This window comes from Micromonospora sp. CA-111912, from assembly GCF_050948415.1.
Lineage (GTDB): Bacteria > Actinomycetota > Actinomycetes > Mycobacteriales > Micromonosporaceae > Micromonospora.
In genome coordinates, this window is record NZ_CP192007.1 from 2961027 (window position 1) to 2980104 (window position 19078).

General features: G+C 67.7%; 4 protein-coding genes. 3 read left to right on the plus strand and 1 reads right to left on the minus strand.

What is annotated here, in order from left to right:
• The first annotated feature begins 41 nt into the window (after positions 1-41).
• Both ACQPZO_RS12380 and ACQPZO_RS12385 read left to right on the plus strand, forming a co-directional pair.
• Entirely contained in the window at positions 42-15107 is a 15066-nt protein-coding gene (locus ACQPZO_RS12380) for a hypothetical protein (RefSeq protein ID WP_433349858.1), read from the plus strand.
• Positions 15108-15246: 139 nt separating this feature from the next.
• Positions 15247-17259 carry a hypothetical protein gene (locus ACQPZO_RS12385; RefSeq protein WP_433349860.1) on the plus strand — a complete coding sequence of 671 codons (2013 nt, stop codon included), beginning with the start codon at positions 15247-15249 and terminating at the stop codon, positions 17257-17259.
• 43 nt (positions 17260-17302) lie between these two features.
• Here the strand turns inward: ACQPZO_RS12385 and ACQPZO_RS12390 are convergent, their stop codons facing one another.
• Entirely contained in the window at positions 17303-17962 is a 660-nt protein-coding gene (locus tag ACQPZO_RS12390) for a LuxR C-terminal-related transcriptional regulator (RefSeq protein WP_433349861.1), read from the minus strand.
• A 301-nt stretch (positions 17963-18263) separates the two neighbouring features.
• On the opposite strand from ACQPZO_RS12390, the gene ACQPZO_RS12395 reads away from it, so the two are divergent.
• Positions 18264-19067 carry a zf-HC2 domain-containing protein gene (locus tag ACQPZO_RS12395; RefSeq protein WP_433349863.1) on the plus strand — a complete coding sequence of 268 codons (804 nt, stop codon included), beginning with the start codon at positions 18264-18266 and terminating at the stop codon, positions 19065-19067.
• Positions 19068-19078: the final 11 nt, after the last annotated feature.

Below are 19078 nucleotides of genomic sequence, written 5' to 3' on the forward strand. Positions count from 1 at the left end.
GTCTTACGGTGACGGCGTTTCCACGACGATGAGGGAGCGGCATGCCCGGTACCGGCACGTCCGTAGTGATCTGTCCTGATGGGCGGGTCATTCCGGTCGCCAGCGGTGTGTATGTGCACAAGCGCGCTCCGGGGACCGGGCTCTCCGATCCGGTCGACGAGGTCTCGCTGGCCCGGGCGTCGTTCTACGAACCGCGCTCGGACGCCACCCTGGTGCACCTGGCCCCGGGGGCGGAGCTCTCCTCGATCGTCCGGAACTACCTGGAAGGGCTACCCGACCGCGTTCGTGATCATCTCGTCGTGGTGCCGACGCCGACCCTGACCGAGGGGTTGGACCCGGCGGCGGTGCGGGCCCTGGAAGAACTGACCGACCTCTACCACCTGCCCATCGAGGTCCCGGTGGCGTTGGATCTGCGCCAGTCGCCGCGCGCGGTGCCGATCGACGGCCACGGCCATCAGGTGCCCTGGCCACAGGCAACGGCGGTACGGCTGCTGGACCGCCCGCAGGCTGCCGCCCGGGTCGCCCTGGGCGCGGCACTGGCCATCGCCCAGAACTCGGAGCCGCCACCGTCGATGCGCCGCCTTGAGCAGGTGCTCACGATGGCGGCCGAGACCGAGGACGACTTCTTCGTACCGCCGGAGACGTCGCTCGCCGCAGCGGCGGCTGCGGCCGAGGTCGCTGCCGTCGTCGCCTACCTCGGTCGCTACGGTGTGCCGCCCGGGCTGGACGTGGACGCCGTGGGCCGGTCGACGCTGCCGCGGGCGGCGGTCGCCGACACGGTGGCCGGGTTCCTCGCCGACGGGGTGACCGCCGACGTCGAGACGCTGGTCGAAGAGCTGCGCGAGGCGCCCGGCTCGGCGGTGCTGGTGCGCTCGCACACCGGGGGCGCCACCCGGACCGCCTGGCTCATGTCGGGCGACGCCGACGCGCCGGGGCTGTGGTGGGTGGAGCCCCAGACCGACGGGAGCCTGCTGCCGGTCGCCTTCGACCCGGACTCCGACGACGGGCGGGTCGGGGCGCTGCGCGCGGCCGACACCCGGGTGAGCCGCGTGGACCGGGCTGGTCTGCCGGTCGGGCGCAATCTGCCGGTGGTGCCGTGGGCTGAGCTTCGGCGTGACTTGGAAGACCGGCTGGCTGTGGTGTTGCCGCAGGGGCGTGCGGTGGGGGATGCGCTTGAGGATTGTCTGGATCGGTTGGAGGCGGTGCGTCGGGGTTGGTTCGGTGCGCCGGTCGCGGTCGATGATGCGGGGTTGGGTACGGGGCGGGTGCAGGATCGGTTGGCGGCTGCGCTGGGTGGTGATTGGCGGCCGGTGGGGGATTCGTTGGGGCCTGTGGTGGGCCGGTTGCGGGAGTTGGGTGATGGTGCGGTGGCGTTTGTGTTGGTGGCGCCGCCGGCTGGGCCGCGTCATGGGATCGTGGTTGCGGCTTGGCGGGGTGGTGTCTTTGTGGTGGAGACGCAGAATGTGGTGGGGGAGCGGGTTTGGGATGTGGTTGATGGGGCGGGGAATGTGGTGGCGCCGGCGTGGTTGCCGGGGTTGTTGGGTGCGCGGGTCATTGTGGCGGGTCCTGATGGTGTAGCGGTGCCGTTCGCGGATGGTGGGCTTGGGTCGGCTGTCACCGGGGCGACCACGGTGAACGCGCTTGTTGATCCCGCGCCGGGGTTGCGTTATCTGGGATCGGCCGACGAGGGCGAGTTCAGCAACATCCTATTCGGGATGCCCGGAGCGGCAAGGCTGGGCGCGCAGATTGCTATGGGGCCTCACGGTGCCCAGCTGACATTGGAATTGAAGAAGGCCTACACCGACAGAAACCGAACGTCGGCGTGGCGAAACAGGCCAGAAAAACCCTTTACCGCGCCGACCTTGGTGCCGCTGGCTGAGTTCGTCGCCCCGGTGTCGAGCTCGTTTCCAAACGAGCCGGGCGCGGATAGGGAGGCCATCCACGAGGTGCGTAAGCAGGTGGCAGAAGCGTTTTCCACGGCGCACTTCAGCGACAAACGGCAGCCGCTGTCGGACGTACTGACGCCGGAGATGGGGTGGCTAATCCACCCTGACTGGCAGAATGTTCAAATCGGCCAGCGTCTGATCGGCGGTTGGACGGGCATCCTGCCGCAGTACAACCACGATGTCCCGTTCGCGGGAGTCGCGAAGTTCCTGGAGTTCGTCGCGGAGAACACCTGGCGGACGAAGGTAAACGGGCATCCGCACTGGGCCAAGGAGCACCTCAATGACGGTCTGAACCTTGGGCTTCGAGTGGCCGCCGACTACGTCTACTCGCAAACCGGCCGGCGGGTGCCCTTCCGGGAGTTGCTCGAGCGGCCCCACGCGGAGACCGAGACAATTCGGGGCCTCATCGCACTGAACTACGTGACATTCGCGATGGGCAGTATGGCTGAATGGAGGGCCTACGATCCAGATCGTAGCGGTCGAGGCACCTTGAAGAACGACGCCGCAGCTCTCCTGCGGAATGATAAGCGGCTCGTCTTCCAGGCATTACCCGCGGGGGTCAGAGAATTCTTCGCGGCTCAGGGTGCTGGCATCATGAGCCAGTTCAAGGCCGCATTTCGGGCCCGGTTCGGCCTTCCCCTCGGCATTCCTGACTATTACCTGACGCAGGCTTGGAATATCGAGGAACACTCGGAGATTCGCGACGGTCTGGGCCAGCCCCGCGTGGACGAAGATGGGGACGATCTCGTCGACGTTATGACGATCGTCCCCATAAATACCCGGATGGCGTTGTCCAGGCTCGTCATCGAGGTTCGGGCCTACAAGGCCCGGGAGGTGGACGTCCGTACGGTCCAGACCTACACCGAAGAGATCGTCCACCAGGAGCGCGAGGCGTACTACCACGCCGAGCGGCTGGAGGCGACGGCTTCGAGCGGCGAGGGCATCGGGGACCACTTCATGCTCGCTCATGACGACAGCCCAAGTGGTGTGCCCGGGATGGCCCTGTCGAACCTGCCGGCGTCCGATTCCGAGCAGTCGGACGCCGACGAGTCCGCGTCGGTGGTTCCTCTTTCGCCTGATTCGTATGGTGAGCCGGACCTGGCGGTTTCGATGGCTGAGGTGCGGCGTGAGTTGGAGGATCGGCTGGCTGTGGTGTTGCCGCCGGGGCGTGAGGTGGGGGTTGCGCTTGAGGATTGTTTGGATCGGTTGGAGGCGGTGCGTCGGGGTTGGTTCGGTGCGCCGGTGGTGGTTGATGATGCGGGGTTGGGTACGGGGCGGGTGCAGGATCGGTTGGCGGCTGCGCTGGGTGGCGACTGGCGGCCGGTGGGGGATTCGTTCGATCCGCTGGTGACGCGGTTGCGGGGGTTGGGTGATGGTGCGACGGCCTTCGTGTTGGTGTCTCCGCCGGCGGGCCCGCGCCATGGGATCGTGCTTACCGCCTGGCGGGGTGGTGTCTTCGCTGTCGAGACGCAGAATCGTGTGGGGCAGCGGGTCTGGGATGCCGTCGACGGGGCGGGGCATCCGGTGGCTCCGCCTTGGTTGCCGGGGTTGTTGGGGGCGCGGGTCATCGTCGCTGGCCCTGATGGTGTCGCGGTGCCGTTCGCGGATGGTGAGGCCGGGTCGGCTGTCACCGGGGCGACCACGGCGAACGCACTCGTCGACCCCTCGCCCGGGCTGCGTTATCTGGGATCAGCCGACGAGGGCGAATTCAGCAACATCCTCATCGGTGTGGCCGAAGGGACGAGGCCACAGACGCTGATTGCTATGGGGCCCCATGGCATCCAGTTGACGTTGGAAACACGAGACGTCTACAGCAACCGCGAGCGAACGTCGTTCTGGCAATCCAGGCCACACACACCCTGGACCGAGCCGGTGTACGCGCCGCTGGCAGAGTTCGTCGCCCCGGTGTCGAGCTCGTTGCCGGGAGAGCCGGGCGAGGACAGGCAGCAGATCCACCGGGTGCGCAGGCAGGTGGCAAGAGCGTTCCGTTTGGCGCACGATAGCGGAACACCGCAGTTGCTGTCGGAGTTGCTGACGCCGGAGATGGGGTGGCAGATGCATCCTGCCCGGCAAAATGTTCAGGTCGGGCAGCGTCTCATCGGCGGTTGGACGGGCATCCTGCCGCAGTACAACCACGATGTCCCGTTCGCGGGAGTCGCGAAGTTCCTGGAGTTCGTCGCGGAGAACACCTGGCGGACGAAGACGAACGGGCATCCGCACTGGGCCAAGGAACACCTCAATGACGGTCTGAACATTGGGCTTCAGGTGGCCGCCGACTACGTCAACTGGCGCACCGGTCGGCAGGTGCCCCTCCAGGAACTGCTCGATCGGCCCCACGTGGAGACCGAGACGATCCGAGGCGTCATCGCACTGTACTACGAGACGTTCGCAATGGGCAGTATGGCCGAATTCCACTCGCGCAATCCAGATCGAGCCCGACGGGGGACCCTCAAGAACGACGCCGCAGTTCTTGTGCGGAATGATAAGCGGCTCATCTACCAAGAGTTGCCCGAGGGGATCAAAGCATTCTTCGCGGCCCAGAGCGCTGACATCCTGAGCCAGTTCAAGGTCGCCTTCCATACGCAGTTCGGCCTTCCCGCCGATTACCTGACTCGGGATTGGGACATCGCGGAACACCCTGATGTCATCGGCGGCCTGGGCCAGCTCGCGGAGGTCGATCCGAATATCGATCGATTGCGAGAATTGAACGGCGAGGACTTCGAGGATGTGGACGCCGAGCAGGTGGACACCATGACGATTGTCCCTATCAACAGGCGGATGCCGTTGTCCAGGGTCGTCATCGAGGTTCGGGCCTACAAGGTCCGGGAGGCACCCGCCCGTGCCGTCCAGACCTATACCGAAGAGCTCGTCGCACAGGAGATCGAGGCGTACTCCCACGCCGAGCGGTTGACGGCGGCGGCTGCGGGCGGCCAGGACGTCGGTGACCATTTCACCTCCGATTATTTCGACAGCACGTTCGGCGCGGGTTCCTCGATATTGCCGGCGTCTGCCTTCGAGGGGCCGTATCCCGATGCCGCGTACCCTGGATCGGATACGGCGGCGCTGTACGACTTGGAGGCGGGTATAGGCGTCCCTGACCAATCGGCCCCCCCCGTCCTTTACACCACATACGGCGCGGGTCTCTCGATATTGCCGGCGTCTGCCTTCGAGGGGCCGTATCCCGATGCCGCGTACCCTGGATCGGATACGGCGGCGCTGTACGACTTGGAGGCGGGTATAGGCGTCCCTGACCAATCGCCTTATACGGATCCGAGTGCTTTCCCGGAGTCGAGGAATCCGTTCTCGCCGGAATCGTATTGGGAGTCGGCGCGGCCTGCGTTCTCGGAGTCGGAGACGCCGTTCTCGCCGGATTCGTATGGTATGCCGGACATGCCGATCATGGACAATTTTCCGTCGTCCGATGGCACCGCCGAGCCAGCGGCCGGGGAGACCAGCAGGGGCGCCGGAAGGCGCGGGAGGGGGCGGCGGGCGCCGGAGGACGTGGATGTGGTGCGTGCCTCGGGTGAGCGCCCGGCGGCCGTGGCCTCGCTGGTGGGGAGCGCCGAAATTGATGAGCTGCGGCTGACCGTGTTGCCGCGGACTGCTAATACGACCGCGTACGACGTCGTGGAGGGGGTTTCCACCGAGCGTGGGTTGCCCCAGATGGTCATCGATTCTCATGTCGCGTTTCAGGCTGAGCAGCGTGATGGGTCGGTGGCGGGTGGCCTGTCCGAGGTTGAGCTGAGTCGTGTCGATGTGCCTCGGGTGAGTTTGAGTCGTTCTGTTGAGGGGCCGGTGGCGTTTGACTATCGGGTTTTGGAGGCCGCTGATGGTCGGCGGGTGCAGGATTTCACGGTTCGGGTGTTTTTGAGTCCGCGGGACGCTACTGCTCGCGCGGCGGAGGCGGAGGTGCGGGAGCGGGTTGCGAGGGCTGTTGATGATGCGTTCAACGAGCAGTTCTGGATCGGTGCCGATCAGCTTCACGTGAATGTCGAGTTCGTGGCCGAGCCCGAGCTTGCGCATGCGACTGTGGGTCTCTTCGGCGAGGAGGGTGTCGCCACCACTCAGACGGAGTGGTCGGTGAGTGATAGTGATCTGCGGTTTGCCCACGAGATTGGTCATTATCTTGGCCTGCCTGATGAGTACGTCGACCCGGTGGGTGACGAGCGGCGGATGTTGCTGAGTAGGGATCGGTCGTCGGCGGTGTTCGGGGACAACTCCTTGATGGCCACGACGAAACCGGGCGACCGGCCGCAGTTGCAGCCACGGCACCTCGATCGGATCGCCGCGACCGTCGCCAGCGAGGTCTCCCCGCACGTCGCCGATTCCAGCCTGCCGATTGCGCCCCGCGACCCGGACGAATTCGTCCGCACCCGCCCGGCCCCGCCGACGGACAAGGGCAAGGGCAAGGCGCAAGAGGACGGGGACACCGAGGACCAAGCCCGGGTGGCCACCTGGGGCTGGAAAGCTGTCTCGGCGGAGAGCGCGTTGTCCGCGCCGGTGCAGCAGGCCCTGACCGTCAACGGCCTGCGCGGCCTGGCCGACCAGTCCGGGATGCCGTTCTTCGCCAAGGTGGCGGCGTCGGCGGGTTACCAGGGTGACCAGCAGTTGGGGTACCTGGACGCGGACTCGGTCCGAACGATGGTCCAGGCCTACGCGAACAAGCTGCGGGAGGCCCGGGACTGGTCGTCGTTCGGAGTGCCGGAGCCCGGTCCCGCACCGGTCCAGCAGATCGACGACTGGATCGCCGGCGGCCTCGATCCGGATCAGGTGCCGGGAGTGTTGACGGCTGGCCTGCCGGCCTCCTCCGCCGCGACCGAGGTGCTGCTGCGGTTGACGGCCCCGGCGCTGGCCCGGCAGATCCAGTTGATTCGGGCCGATGGCACCGTTGAGTGGCACAAGCCTTCCGACGTGGCGGCGGTCGAGTACCCGGTCATCACGTTGGTCGAGGGCGCCGCCGCCGTGCTGGCCACGGTGCCGCTCGAGACCGTACCGGCGGTGCTGGCTGCGGTTGAAGGCAGCCTGATCAGCCCGGTGGTGTCGGCCGGTCCGCCGGTCGGACTGCCCGCCGACGAGCTTGCCTTCAACGACCTGGCCAGCTTCCTGGCAGCCGTCTCAGGCGACGCATCCGTTACCCTTCCGCCGGACCTCTCCGATCGGCTGCGTGCGGCGACGCTGCGCGAGGAGGCTGGCCTGGTTGCCGGGCCGGGCCTGGAAGAAATCCTCACCGCCGTCCGCGAGGCCGTCGCGAAGAACGCCAAGCCACTACTGCCCGCTGAGCCCTCGAAGTGGCAGCGGGTGCCCGCAGGGCAGGGCTATCCGGAGCTGACCACCGACCAGGCCAACTATCTGGCCGACGGTGGCCGGGCTGCGGTGTGGAACCCGGCGGCGCCGAGCGGATTCTTCGAGGCGTTGCTTCAGGCCGCCGAACACGACCAGTACCGGTTGCGGGGCCTCTCCGATTGGCCGGCTGCGGAACTGCGCGTGATGTTCGGCGCCCTGCTGCGGGCTGACCTGGCGGCGGCGGGTGACGCCTGGCCGCTGCTCGGGGCGACGTCACAGGAATTCAGCAGCAGTCGGGACGAGCTGCTCAAGTGGGTGACGGACCTGTCCACGCCGGGGGTTCCTGCCCCGACGGACACACCGAAGTGGCTGGCCCCCGCCGTCGCGCAGCTGTTCGGGGTGAACGTGCTGCTCGTCGAGCCGGATGTGCGGCTCGGCGGAGCGATGATCGCCCCCGACTGGCCGCAGCTCGTGCTGGTGACCAGTGCAGACGGCCGAGTCATGGCCACGGTCCCGGCCGATCCCGCCGAAGCGGGCACCGTGCGACGCCTGGAGAGCGTGGAGATCCCGGCGGTACCGCACGATTGGCCGGGAGCCGAGCAGGCCGGCGGCTCGGAGGCGGAGCCGGGCCGAAGCATGGAGGCGCCTGAGACATCGGCTGCCGCCGGGTCGGCCGGCAAATCACCCGCTGAGGAGTCCGTCGAGGAGCCGTCCGCCGCGCTGGGCAGGCCGAAACCGGAGCCGGTAAACGTTCCGGCTGCGGGCGAGTTGATCGGTATAGACCCCTCGGCGTATCCGATGGGTGTCCCGAAAGAGGGTCTGCCGCACCTGGACCAACTGACCGCACAGCTACGCGACGCCCTGCGCGGTGAAGGGGTCACGCTGGGCGAGGACGAATGGCTGAAGCTGAGGCAACGGCTGCTCGCCAACTATCGGAAGATCACGTCGCCAAGCGGATATCTGGAACGCCAGGGCCACCTCGACCTGCGGTTCCGGCTCGAGATGGGTGAAGCTCGGGCGGCAGGCGACCCGGCAGCGCCGCCGGTGCCGGGCAAGCCGGCTGAGGACGCCAAGGGCAAGGAGTCGCCGATCAGGGGCGTCGGGGCGATTCAGATGACCGTGGCAACCGGCGGCGACTCGGGGAGCCGTACCGGCCAGACCTCCGCGACGCGGGGCGGCCTCAGCATCAACGGATCACCACCCGTATTGAAGTTCATGACTTTCAGGGCGGGCCCCAGGTTCACGGCGACCATGAACAAGGTCGATCGGAGCACCGGCTACTTCACGACCGCCGAGACCGCACACGTCGACGACACCCGCTCGGAATCCGTACTGACCAAGGTTGACACCAAATGGTCCTTCTCGATCGGCAAGGGCGTGCGGGGGGAGGACTACCGCTGGTCCGCGCCGACGCCGGTCGTGGTCACCGGGGAGAAGCAGCCGCTGGTCCTGTGGATGCCCCTGCAGTATGTGGGGCAGCCGAGCGCCGACCAGGTCCGGGCAATCGCGCCCGCAGCGCCACAGCCGGATGCTACGCCGCAGGAGATCGAAATCTTCAAAAAGCGGAGTACGCGGTTCGAGCAAAACCGGGAGCGGATCCCGAGGAACTTCTTCGCCGCAGGCCTGGGCGGGCTCTCCGATCTCTATGCCGACGGCGTCGGGCTGCTGCAAAGAGCCGGGCTCCGGGTGGACTCCGGCACGTTGCTCCAACAGGTGGCGCGCGCCCTGTGGAACCTCGACACGCACCTGGACACGGCGGTGAACGACCCGCGCGGATACGTCATTCCGCTCGTCGACGAGGTGGGAAGGGACATCGGCCGGCTGGTCGCGCGGGGCAGGCGAAAAGGGACTCCGCGGCCGGTCGGCACGCCCAGCAACCAGGCCCACCTGGAGAAGGTCCGGACCGCCATCTCCACGCACACCAGCGGTTTCAATTTGACCAACGAGAGCGGGTTGGGCGTCGAGGCCGCGTTCGACCTGGTGAAAGCGCCGATGATCGCTGCGGGACCCGAGGCGAGGATGACGTTCACCGCGACCAACAGTGACGGCGTCTCGGCGTCCCGTAACGGGCTGAACGTGCTGGTGTCTCGCTACACGGGTTACACCGTGGCATTCAATCTTAAATTCGACTTCGACCTGGAACTGACTGTTCTCAACGACCGGAACAAGTCGTTCAAATCCCCCCGGCCGACGCCGGGTGAGACGCTGCTTCGGATTCCGGAGAAGGACGCGTTCGACTACAGCTTCCCGGTCGACCGGGCGGCCCTCAAAGAGGACGTGCCCAGCGCGAAGGAGGTTCCGTTCGTCGAGGATGCGGTGCGTGATTCGCGCGCCGAGAACGAGGTCAGCGACGCTCGGCTTCCCGCCTACCTCCTCAGGGGAAGAGGAGCAGGTCACGCGTTGGTGGAGGTCGACACCGCCTTGCCCGGCAAGCTGTACGAAGCGGTCAGCGAAGAGCTCCGAAAGCGCGGGTACGTGTCCAATGATCTGGACCTCCCGTTCGCCAAGCAGCTGAAGACCGTCGGCCGGAGCACTTTCCTGCCCGACATCGTGAGGAGCGAGAGCGAGGCAGCGGTGCAGAGCCGGCAGCGCAACGACCGGGTGCTGCGGCACTTCCTGTCCTCGGACAGTCTGGATTCTCATTACGATCAGGCTCATCAGGATGGCATGTTCCTGACACTGCGTAGGTGGAACCGTTACGGCCACGAAAAAATCATCCGTGTCTCGGTCGTGGCCACGCAGGAGCTGACCGAAGAGATAGACCCGAAGAACAAGAGCTCTGTCTACATCAAGGACCTGACGGACGACTACTCGACCGTCAACCTGGCAATGGGCCTGGACGTTGCCGGGCAGAGCGCCGGTGGGAGCACGAACATCAACTTCGGGCTCGGCGGATATGCCCGCGTCGCAAAGGGATTCCTGGGCAGGTTCGGCCTCAGCCTCGGTTACACCCGAAGTGTCGGCGCGGTCGAGTCCAACAACATCGTCACGAACATGCCTCAGCTTCAGGAGTCCACCGCAAAGGCTCACGAGCTTGAGCTCCCCTCCGAATACAAGATCAAGCTCGAATTTGAGGACGACAAAGAAAAGAGCTGGAGCAGCGACGCCATCGGCGCAACGGCCACCGTGCACCTGTTGGAGGACTTTAACGTGGCGCAGACGACCACGCCCATGCGTGGTCGAGCTCCACAAAACACCCCGCCTGAGGTCATGGAGAACGCGGTCGTCCTGCACCTGGACAGCACGGGGGTGTTGGCAGCAGCGCGGAAGGTCCTGCGTGGGTTCACCAAGCCAGGCAGGGAGGCGGACGAGCCGACGTCGAGGTTCACCTCGAACGTCACCCTGCACGCGCACCTCAAGGAAATGATGGCGGACCGGTACACCACCGACAGCTTCTTCAGGCCCGGATTCTTCCGCCACCAGCTCGGATCGTTGGGCATCAAGGCAGAAGTTGGTCGGTCGACCTTCGTCGGCGTCACGAATGACAACTTCACTCTCGGTTTGATCAAGTTGTCGTTGACCCAGTCGTCCCAGAACGCCAACAGGTCGCACAAAGGCATCGCAAGCGGGGAGTTCACCTTCGGCGGGACCACCCCAGCCCCCAGCGGGGAAGCCGCGGACCATGGTGGGGGCGGTGGGGGCGTCGTGGGCCACGGCATTGAGGGCCCTGGCGCCACGGGTGGCAGCGCGGCGACGCCCACGAACGCGGCGGACGCCAACTACGGCGGGGCCGCCGGGCTGGCAATTTCCTACACCAGGGCCTACACGAAGAAGCGTGGTGCGCGGCAGACCGGGGGCAAGGAGTACCTGGAGCTGAATTTCGCCCGCGCGTACGTGTTCGACGCGCCGGCCGGCTTTACGGTGCAGGCCGTGCGGGAGAAGCACGGGAAGCTGATGTTGAACAAGGGTGAGATCAGCGAGCCGGAAAAGGTTCCCGAGGGCTCCCTGCGGTACGCGCTGTCCGAGCCGGATGCTCTGAAGGAGTTCGCCGCAGGGCGGGTCGACCTCCCCGAGAACCAGTTGGCCGACGTGTTCGAGCGATGGATCAGCGAAAAGACGGAATTCAGCATCAAGGCTCTGGTCGGTGCCCTGGTGCAGTGGCACAACTCCGTGGCGGACTCCGGGGTGGTGGACCCGTACCGCAACGAACGCGAGTCATGGGCGCGGAAGCTTGCCGAGAAGCACCGGAACGACACTGGTCGGATCTACGACCCTGCGGACCTCACGCTCTTCGCCGAGACGTTTCCGGAGATCCCCCTGGCACCCGTCGCGGCCGACGAGGATCTGCCGAATGCTGCCCCCAAGACCTACCTCCCGCCCTACTTCCTCGAAGGCGCGCCTCGGGCACTCGGTCATGCCGGCATCCACTCGCTCACTTACCAGGACCCGAGCGTTCCGGGCGAGAACTTTACGGCCTATGACCTGGTCCGCCGAGAAATCGACAAGGTCGTGCCGGGGTTGCTCGGCCGGGAAAGAACGGACTGGAAGAACGCGCGGGTCTGGCGTGGGTCGTTCTTCGGCGACTCGGGGAAGTCCCAGATCGGCCGGGTGCAGGGCGGGTTGGACGGGCTGCAGGCCATGCTGGCCGGTGGGCGTGATCAGCCACTGATCGAGGACATGCTCGGCGACGACCCGTTCCGGTTCTCCATCGTCAACCCGATGGGTTGGCTGCTGAGCGACGTGGTCGACGTGAAGATAAGCGTGAAGTGGCGCGACGGCGAACCAGAGCCGATCGACCTGGTCCCCGAGAGCGGTCTGGAGAACTACTTCCACGGTTACCAGATGGACTCGACGGGAAAGGGCCGCGACTCGATCTACTCGGCCACCCTGAAGGGAAACTTCGCTCCCACTTATTCGAGCAAGGGCACGACGGTGGGCGGGGCCGCTCAGGTTGCCGGCGGCCAACGCCGTTCCCACAACCAACACGTCGAGCGAATCGAGGAGGCTACTGCCTACTCCTGGACTAAGGCATACCACTATCGGCGACCGATCACGATATCGATCGAGGCAAATCGTCAGATGATGCCGGGCCGGGTCGTCAACAACATCCTCGCCAAGATCCGTCGTCCGGCGCCGCGATCGGAGTCCGCCAGCTACCCCGGCGAGCTGATCGTGAAGCTTCCGCAGGGCCTGGTGGAGTCGCCGCCGGTGCAGGGGCCGGCTCCGCTGCCGACCATGCATCCGTTGCCGAAACTGCCTGCCGATCTGGCGGTCATTTCGTTCAGGCTCGAAAACGCGCTGCCGGTCGCGGAGGAACTCCTGAGGAAAACGTTCGGCGAGGGGACCACGAAGAAAATCTTCGGCCCTTGGCTGGCGACATCCGTGTTCGGGAAGGAGGCCGACAACTACCGGCCCAGTCTCTCGCTGTCGACCCTGCTTTCTCCCCACCACCTCAGCAACCACCTGCCGAAGATGCTCGCCGGGCAACGTCACCGACTGACGCCCACGCTGTTGGAACCGGGGCATTCGCGCGTCCGGGCCGACTTCCACATCTGGGGCGAACTGCACGAACTCAGGGTGGTCCGGATGATCGACGAAGGCATGGGCACCGGTCGTTATGTGAAGGACATCAGCAACAACAGCGTCAACGTGTCGCTGGACAAGCCCGACGCCGCCGCGAGTCTCGAGGTCGGTCAGAGCGGGACCGTGAACGATAGGCAGGTCGGCTCGGAGCAGATGCCCGACAAGATGAGTGGATCGACTCCCTTCTCCCGTCAGGCCCCGCTCGGCAGCAGCGCCGACGCAAATCTCGCGCAGCGCGGGGAGCAACACTCCAAACAGCTTGGGCCGAGCTACCTGGTGGAGGTGAAAGGCCGTTTCTTCCTTGAGATGGCCCCGTACAAGCAGGGGCTCTTCAGCTCTGAGAACAAGAAGCGCGGAAATGTCGTCCGGAGCGCACCGATCTTCGGCGAGGGCTACATCCAGGCATTCGGTGAGCAGATCGAAGAGATGCAGCGGCAGCTCCATGAGTTCCGAACCGCCCCAACCAAGGAGCCGACCCCGTGGCCCGCCGCGGAGGGGGCACCGCGGGAGGTGGACCTCGATCGGAGCCTGTTCGAGGCCGCGAAGAATGGCGGTCTGGACGCGCCAGGCCAGGTGGCCCAATCACTACGCCAGCCGCAGGAGAAACAGCCAACGCTCATTTTCTCCACCCATGTCGGGCAGCGCGCCTACCTGACCTACAAGGCCGTCTCGGAATGGGAGTTCGACCTCCGCTACCCCGGCGCGGCGGCCGATTCCGATGCTGCGCGGGCGGCGAACCAGGAGCGGCTGACAACGCTCGACGGTCTGGCACCCAAGGCCGAGACCCCGGCGGGCGTCCGGGAGCTGGAAGGCCTCGTCGATGAGGCCATCGCAAGGGCGGGGGCCCTCGGCGCGTCGCCGCCGAGCACCCTCCTGCGCGCGCTGGGCGGCAATCCGGTCTACCAGGCACAGGAGATCGCCTTCCGGCTGAACACCCACGTCGAGGTCAGGCAGGCGGGCTACAGGTGGCGGGAGTCGGCGTCGCCAGGGGACCCCGAGACCGCCATCGACCGGATCTCCCCGGATGGGCGGATCACGCCGGTCAACTACCCGGGGGTCGACGCACCGGCTGGTCCGGTCGGCGAGCCGCAGGCGTCGCGGTCCGGGCGACCGCCGGCGGCCGCGCCGGCCCCGCTGCCACCGGCGAACTCGCCGGTCCAGCCGCCGGTGCCAGCGCCGCAGGGCAGCCGATGGGACGGGAACACCCTGGTGATCGGCACGTGGGGAGGGCCGTCCTTCAATGAACTCACGCAGGTGGGGCACTGGTCGGCCGAGAACCCTCCCGGAATCCTGATCGCGGTGAAGCCGACCCTCGACAAGGGCGCTCAGCTCGTCCTGGACCAGTTGCGGACCGCGTTGCAGCGGACCGCCCGAATCGGCGTGATACCGACCGTTGTGTTCTGGAACACTCCCCCAGGCCTGTTGGCGGAACTCCGCGCGGACTACGCGTTCAGCACGCTGCAGCGTCGCGTGGTCAACCTCGACGACAGCTCGTGGCAGCTCTCCGGCCCGGACGGTCGGTTGGCGGGGCTCTACGACGTCATCACCGACGCGCTCGACGCCCAGAAGAGCGCCGCTGGTCCCCCCACCGAGGAGATCTCCGCCCGGCTCGCCTCCCGGAAGCTTCCTCCGGCGCTGGCCGGGTGGCTCTCCGAGAACAACTGGCAGGACCGGGAGACGTACCTGCGAGCGCATTTCCAGGAGTTGCTCGCGCCCGAGGTCCAGGCGGTGCTCGGGCGAAACGCCGACGGCACGATGACCGGGTTGCCGGCGGGCGAGGACGGGAACCTGGCGGGAGCGGCCCAGGTGATTCTGGACCTGGTACGCGCCAACGGCGGCCCGGCTGCCGAGGACGCGCCCCGGCTCGCACCCGCTGCTGACATCCCGAGTCACAAGTTCGAGCCGCCCGTCACGCTGGAGGGGCCGCTGCGCGAGACCTTCGCGTTCGACTACCTGTTGCCGAGGCCGAAGCCGAAGCCGTCGACCGTCCGCACGGAGCGGGCGAGTTGGGATGATCTGCTGCTGCGCCTGTTCAGCATGGGGAAGCTGACCGGTCCGCAGATGGTGGCCCTGGCCAACGGGGTCGCCGAGGGCAGCCGAGGTGTCGCCAACGCGACGGTCTTCGCGGCCATCGCCGCGGTGATGCGGATGCCGCAGAAGGTGGCCGAGCTTCCCACGCACGACAACAGCGAGTTCGGGAGGTTGGCCGATGCCGTGGCGAACTGTGACGTCCTTCCGGCCGATCGGGTGAGCTGGGTGGCGCGCTTCGACGCCTTCCACGAGCAGGTGGCCGGTGGGCAACCGGGCCATGCCGCTCTCCTTCACGTGCTGCTGGAGAAGCTGACGAACTGCTGACGCGCCCGCAGCCCACGCACCCGCTCCGCACCTTGGAGGACCGATGAACCTGCCCCTGCTCATCCGAACGAATTCCGAGCCCCGACCGAAGTCCGAGCTCTGCGCCGACGGCCGCATCGTCCCGCTTCGCTCGGGCGGGATGTATCTGCATCTGGGAACCAAGGGCAAGATCGATTCAGATCCCTTCCTGCAGGAGCTCGACCGCCGACCACGGATGCCGCAGATCGTGCCGCTCAGCTTCGAGCCGGACGGCCTGAGCTCACCGTTGGTCACCAACTACCTGGGCCGCCTGCCGACCCTGACGCTCGACCAGATGATGTACGTGCCACCGAAGGGCAGCCTGCAGGAGCCGCCGGACGAGGTCGAGCTGGCAGAGTGGGCGGACGGCCTCGGCATTCCGGTGCAGGTGCCGGTGGGGCAGCTCACACCGGGCCGCACCCTGCCCTCCGGACGGCAGCACCGGGTGCTCCCACTGGACAGCGCGGGCAGGATCACCAGCGTCGGCGAGGCGCACAGCGTCCGGGTGCTGCCGAAGCTCTCCCGGGCGGTCGGCGTACACGCTAATCCGAGCCCCGAGGTGGCGCGGATGGCGGCGGGGCGCCCGTACCTCTCCGGGCGCATCGTCTTCGGCCCGGAGGGCGTCGAGCTGGGCATACCGGCAGGGCTGGTCGAAGCGTGGTTCGGCGAAACGGTGACCCGGCTCGGCCGACCGCTCGACGGGAAGGACGTCGCCGCAGCGCTCGCGGACAAGACCGCGTCGACCGTGCAGGTGGACGGGTACGTCGAGCTGATGCGGCGGCTCGAGGCCCTGCCGCCGCAGAGTCAGGCGCTGGTCGGGGTGGCCGACGGGGTGGATTCCGCCGTGCACCTGGCCCAGCGGGACCTGACCGGGGTGTCGTTCCTGGACCCGGGCGCGGCGGCGGCGGCGAGCTTCCCCAGCGACCCGACCCGGATCGAGCTCACCGTACTGCCCGACACCATGGCGCTCGCGGACCGCCTCGACGTGCTCGACGCCGCGCGGTACGCGGCCGAACCGCAGGCGAGCTGGCCCATCCGCTGGCCCGACGGGGCGGCCGTGACGTTCGACGGCACCAGCCCCGATCGGGACGTCGTGGTGATCGGTTCGGCAGAGACCGAGCAGGAAAGCTTGCTCAACACGGTCTACGGGGCCATCGGCAAGCTCGACCAACCGGTGATCGTCCTGGCCGTGGAGCACACCCGGACACCCCTCACCCCGGCGCGGATCGCGGCCGTCCGGACCCTTCTGGAGCAGTACGGCTGGCGCAACCGGGTGCCCGTGGTGGTCACCCGGGGTCAGACCAGCAAGGACCTGTTCGAGGTGCTGGACAGCTACGGTGCTGCGCTGGTGCACCGGGTCGCCGCGGCGTCGACGGCCTCCGGCGGGCTGTCGGTGAACTTCGGCCCGCAGTGGAGCTGGACGGTGCGCCAGCCGGGCAACGCGACGGGGGCCGCGACGGTGCGCCAGCCGGGCAACGCCACGGGGGTCGGCTCGACTCCGGGCGTGCAGTCGGAACTGACCCTGCCCTTGTTGCTGACCGCCGCTGGCCGGCACCGGACCCCGAGGTTCGGCCGCCCGTCGAAGCAGGTGGCGACCTTCCTCTCCACGTCGTTGACCGATCACCTCGGCGATGGTCGGTTGGCGGCTGATCTACAGAGCCCGGGGGTGAAGACGCTCAAGCCGCTGGTCGAGCAGATTGCCCTTCGCGACCCGTCGTTCGCCGCCCACGACGCCACCCTCCAACTGGCCGACCTTGGCCAGGGCGACGCCGTCGTCAACTACCTCGGCGCGGGTGAGGCGCGCGGCGACGCCATCTTCGAGCCCCTCGTCAACGTCGACGCCGAGACCGCCCAGGCGACGGTCGCCGAGCTGCTGCCACACCTGGCGACGCTGGCCGGCGGCGGTCTGAACGACTTCGCCAGCCAGGCGATCCTGATGGCCATCGCCGGGCAGCTCGACGGCTCGATGACGCCTGAGCAGATCAACAAGAGCATCGAGGGCCACAAGGCCTACCTGCCCCGGGGTGGCCGCGCCGACTGGGTCCGCCGGATCGGCGCCCTACAGGACAAGCTCCCGGATCACCAGTTGGGGCTGGCGGAGATCGGCACCATGATCATGCAATGCCCGGACTGACGGGCGTCGGCGCAGGACACCGGCCGCGTAACCGCCACGGCGGCTACGCGGCCGGGTACGTCTGCCGGCTCTCCGTCAGGTGTCCCAGCTCGATCGCCATCCGGGTCAGCTCCGCCTTGTTGCTCACGTTCAGCTTGGCGCGGATCCGCTTCGCGTAGGTGTTCACCGTGGCCTGGGACAGGCCCATCCGGGTGGCGACCTGCGCGTGCGTGAAGCCGAGCGCGATCCACCGGAGCGTCTCGACCTCCCGGGGGGCCAGGCCGCTCGGGTCATCGTCGGCCTGCCGGGTCAATTCGGTCTGGAACCGGCCGACCAGCCGGGGGCACAGGTAGAAGCCGCCCGCGGCGACGATGCGCAGCGCGTCGCGGACCGCGGTCTGCTCGGTGTGCCGGGTGATGCAGCCCTGTGCCCCGGCGCGGATCGTGGCCAGGAGCGTGGGCGGCTGCTCCCAGGACGCGCACACCAGCGGCCGGCCGATCCCGGCGACCCTGGAAATGATCTCCAGGGCTCTGCCGCCGCCATGCGCCGGCAGATCGACGATCACGACACGGTACGCGTCCCGGCCGGTGTGCGGCAGGTCGTCGACGGCGCCGACCGAGGCCACCACCTCCAGCGCTGGATCGTCCGACACGAGCTTCTCCATGCCAGCCCGGGACACGGGTTGATCGTCGACGATCGCGACGCTGAACACATCTACCTCCACGGCCCGCCTGGGTATGTCGCCGACCTGAAGACGGACAGGCCTGTGGGGTGGTTCACGGACCGGGCCACTTTCGGCGGGCGTGCCTTGCCCCCCGATCGGGGACTCCGGCGGCTTCGAGGCACCGGCGAATGTATCGGCGACGTTTCCCACACGCGTCCGGGCCCGACATCGGGGCCGCCGGCAAAATCGCCTCCCGCAACCGTGAACCGGATGACGGAGGGGCCCGTATTAAGAACAGTAGTTCGCCGGAGTGGCTTTGAGGATCGGATGCCGAGTGACGGACTCCACCGATGAATGGCATGTGCGGCAATCGCTTGGGATGTACCTGCTGGGCTCGTTGAATCCGCAGGAGCGTGACGAGGTGGAGCGCCACCTCGCGGTCTGCCCTGCCTGCCTCGCGGAGTCCGACGAGCTCGGTGAGGTGGTCGCCGTGCTGGCGCTGATCTCCGAGGAGGACAGGCGCGGGATCGTCGAGGAGTTCGGTGCGCCGCGGCTTCCGGCGCGGGACGCGGCGGCGGCGACGTCAGGGGCCGCGACGTCAGAGCCGGCACCGCCGGCGGCCGACCGGCCGGTCTCCGACGCCGCCTCGCGTACCCGAACCAGGGCGGGCACCGGGCCCGGCAGGCCCTCGTCGGCGAGCCGTCCCGGAACCCGGCGTTCGGTACGGGCCAGAAGACTGGTCGGCATCGCCGGCCCGGTGCTGGTGGTGCTGATCTCGGCCGGGTTGTTCGTAGGCCTGGCGGCCGGGGGCGAAGACGGGGACAGCGGCCGGACCGCGCCGGCGGACGTCACGCTCGCCGCCACCGCCGCCGCCGATATGGACGGAGCCACCCTCTCGGTCGTCGCCGTCGGACACGACGGGGCGGTCACCGTGCGGGCCACCGTCACCAAACTGAAGCCCGGCACCCGGTACCAGCTCTACGCGGTGACCACGGACGGCAACACCCACCTGGTCGCCGGCTGGGTCGGCTCCGACACCGTGCCGGAGGTCACCGGCGAGGCGCCGGTGGACGTGGGCGCGTTGTCGTTCTTCGCGGTCACCCGCGCCGACGGCACCCCGGTCGTCTCGGCGTACGTGTCGAGGCAGGCCCCGCCGTCGCGCTGACCGGACTGCGG

Bases quoted from the DNA above. Each gene is read 5' to 3' on its own strand.
- ACQPZO_RS12380 (WP_433349858.1), top strand. From the start codon at position 42: ATGCCCGGTACCGGCACGTCCGTAGTGATCTGTCCTGATGGGCGGGTC.
- ACQPZO_RS12385 (WP_433349860.1), top strand. From the start codon at position 15,247: ATGTATCTGCATCTGGGAACCAAGGGCAAGATCGATTCAGATCCCTTC.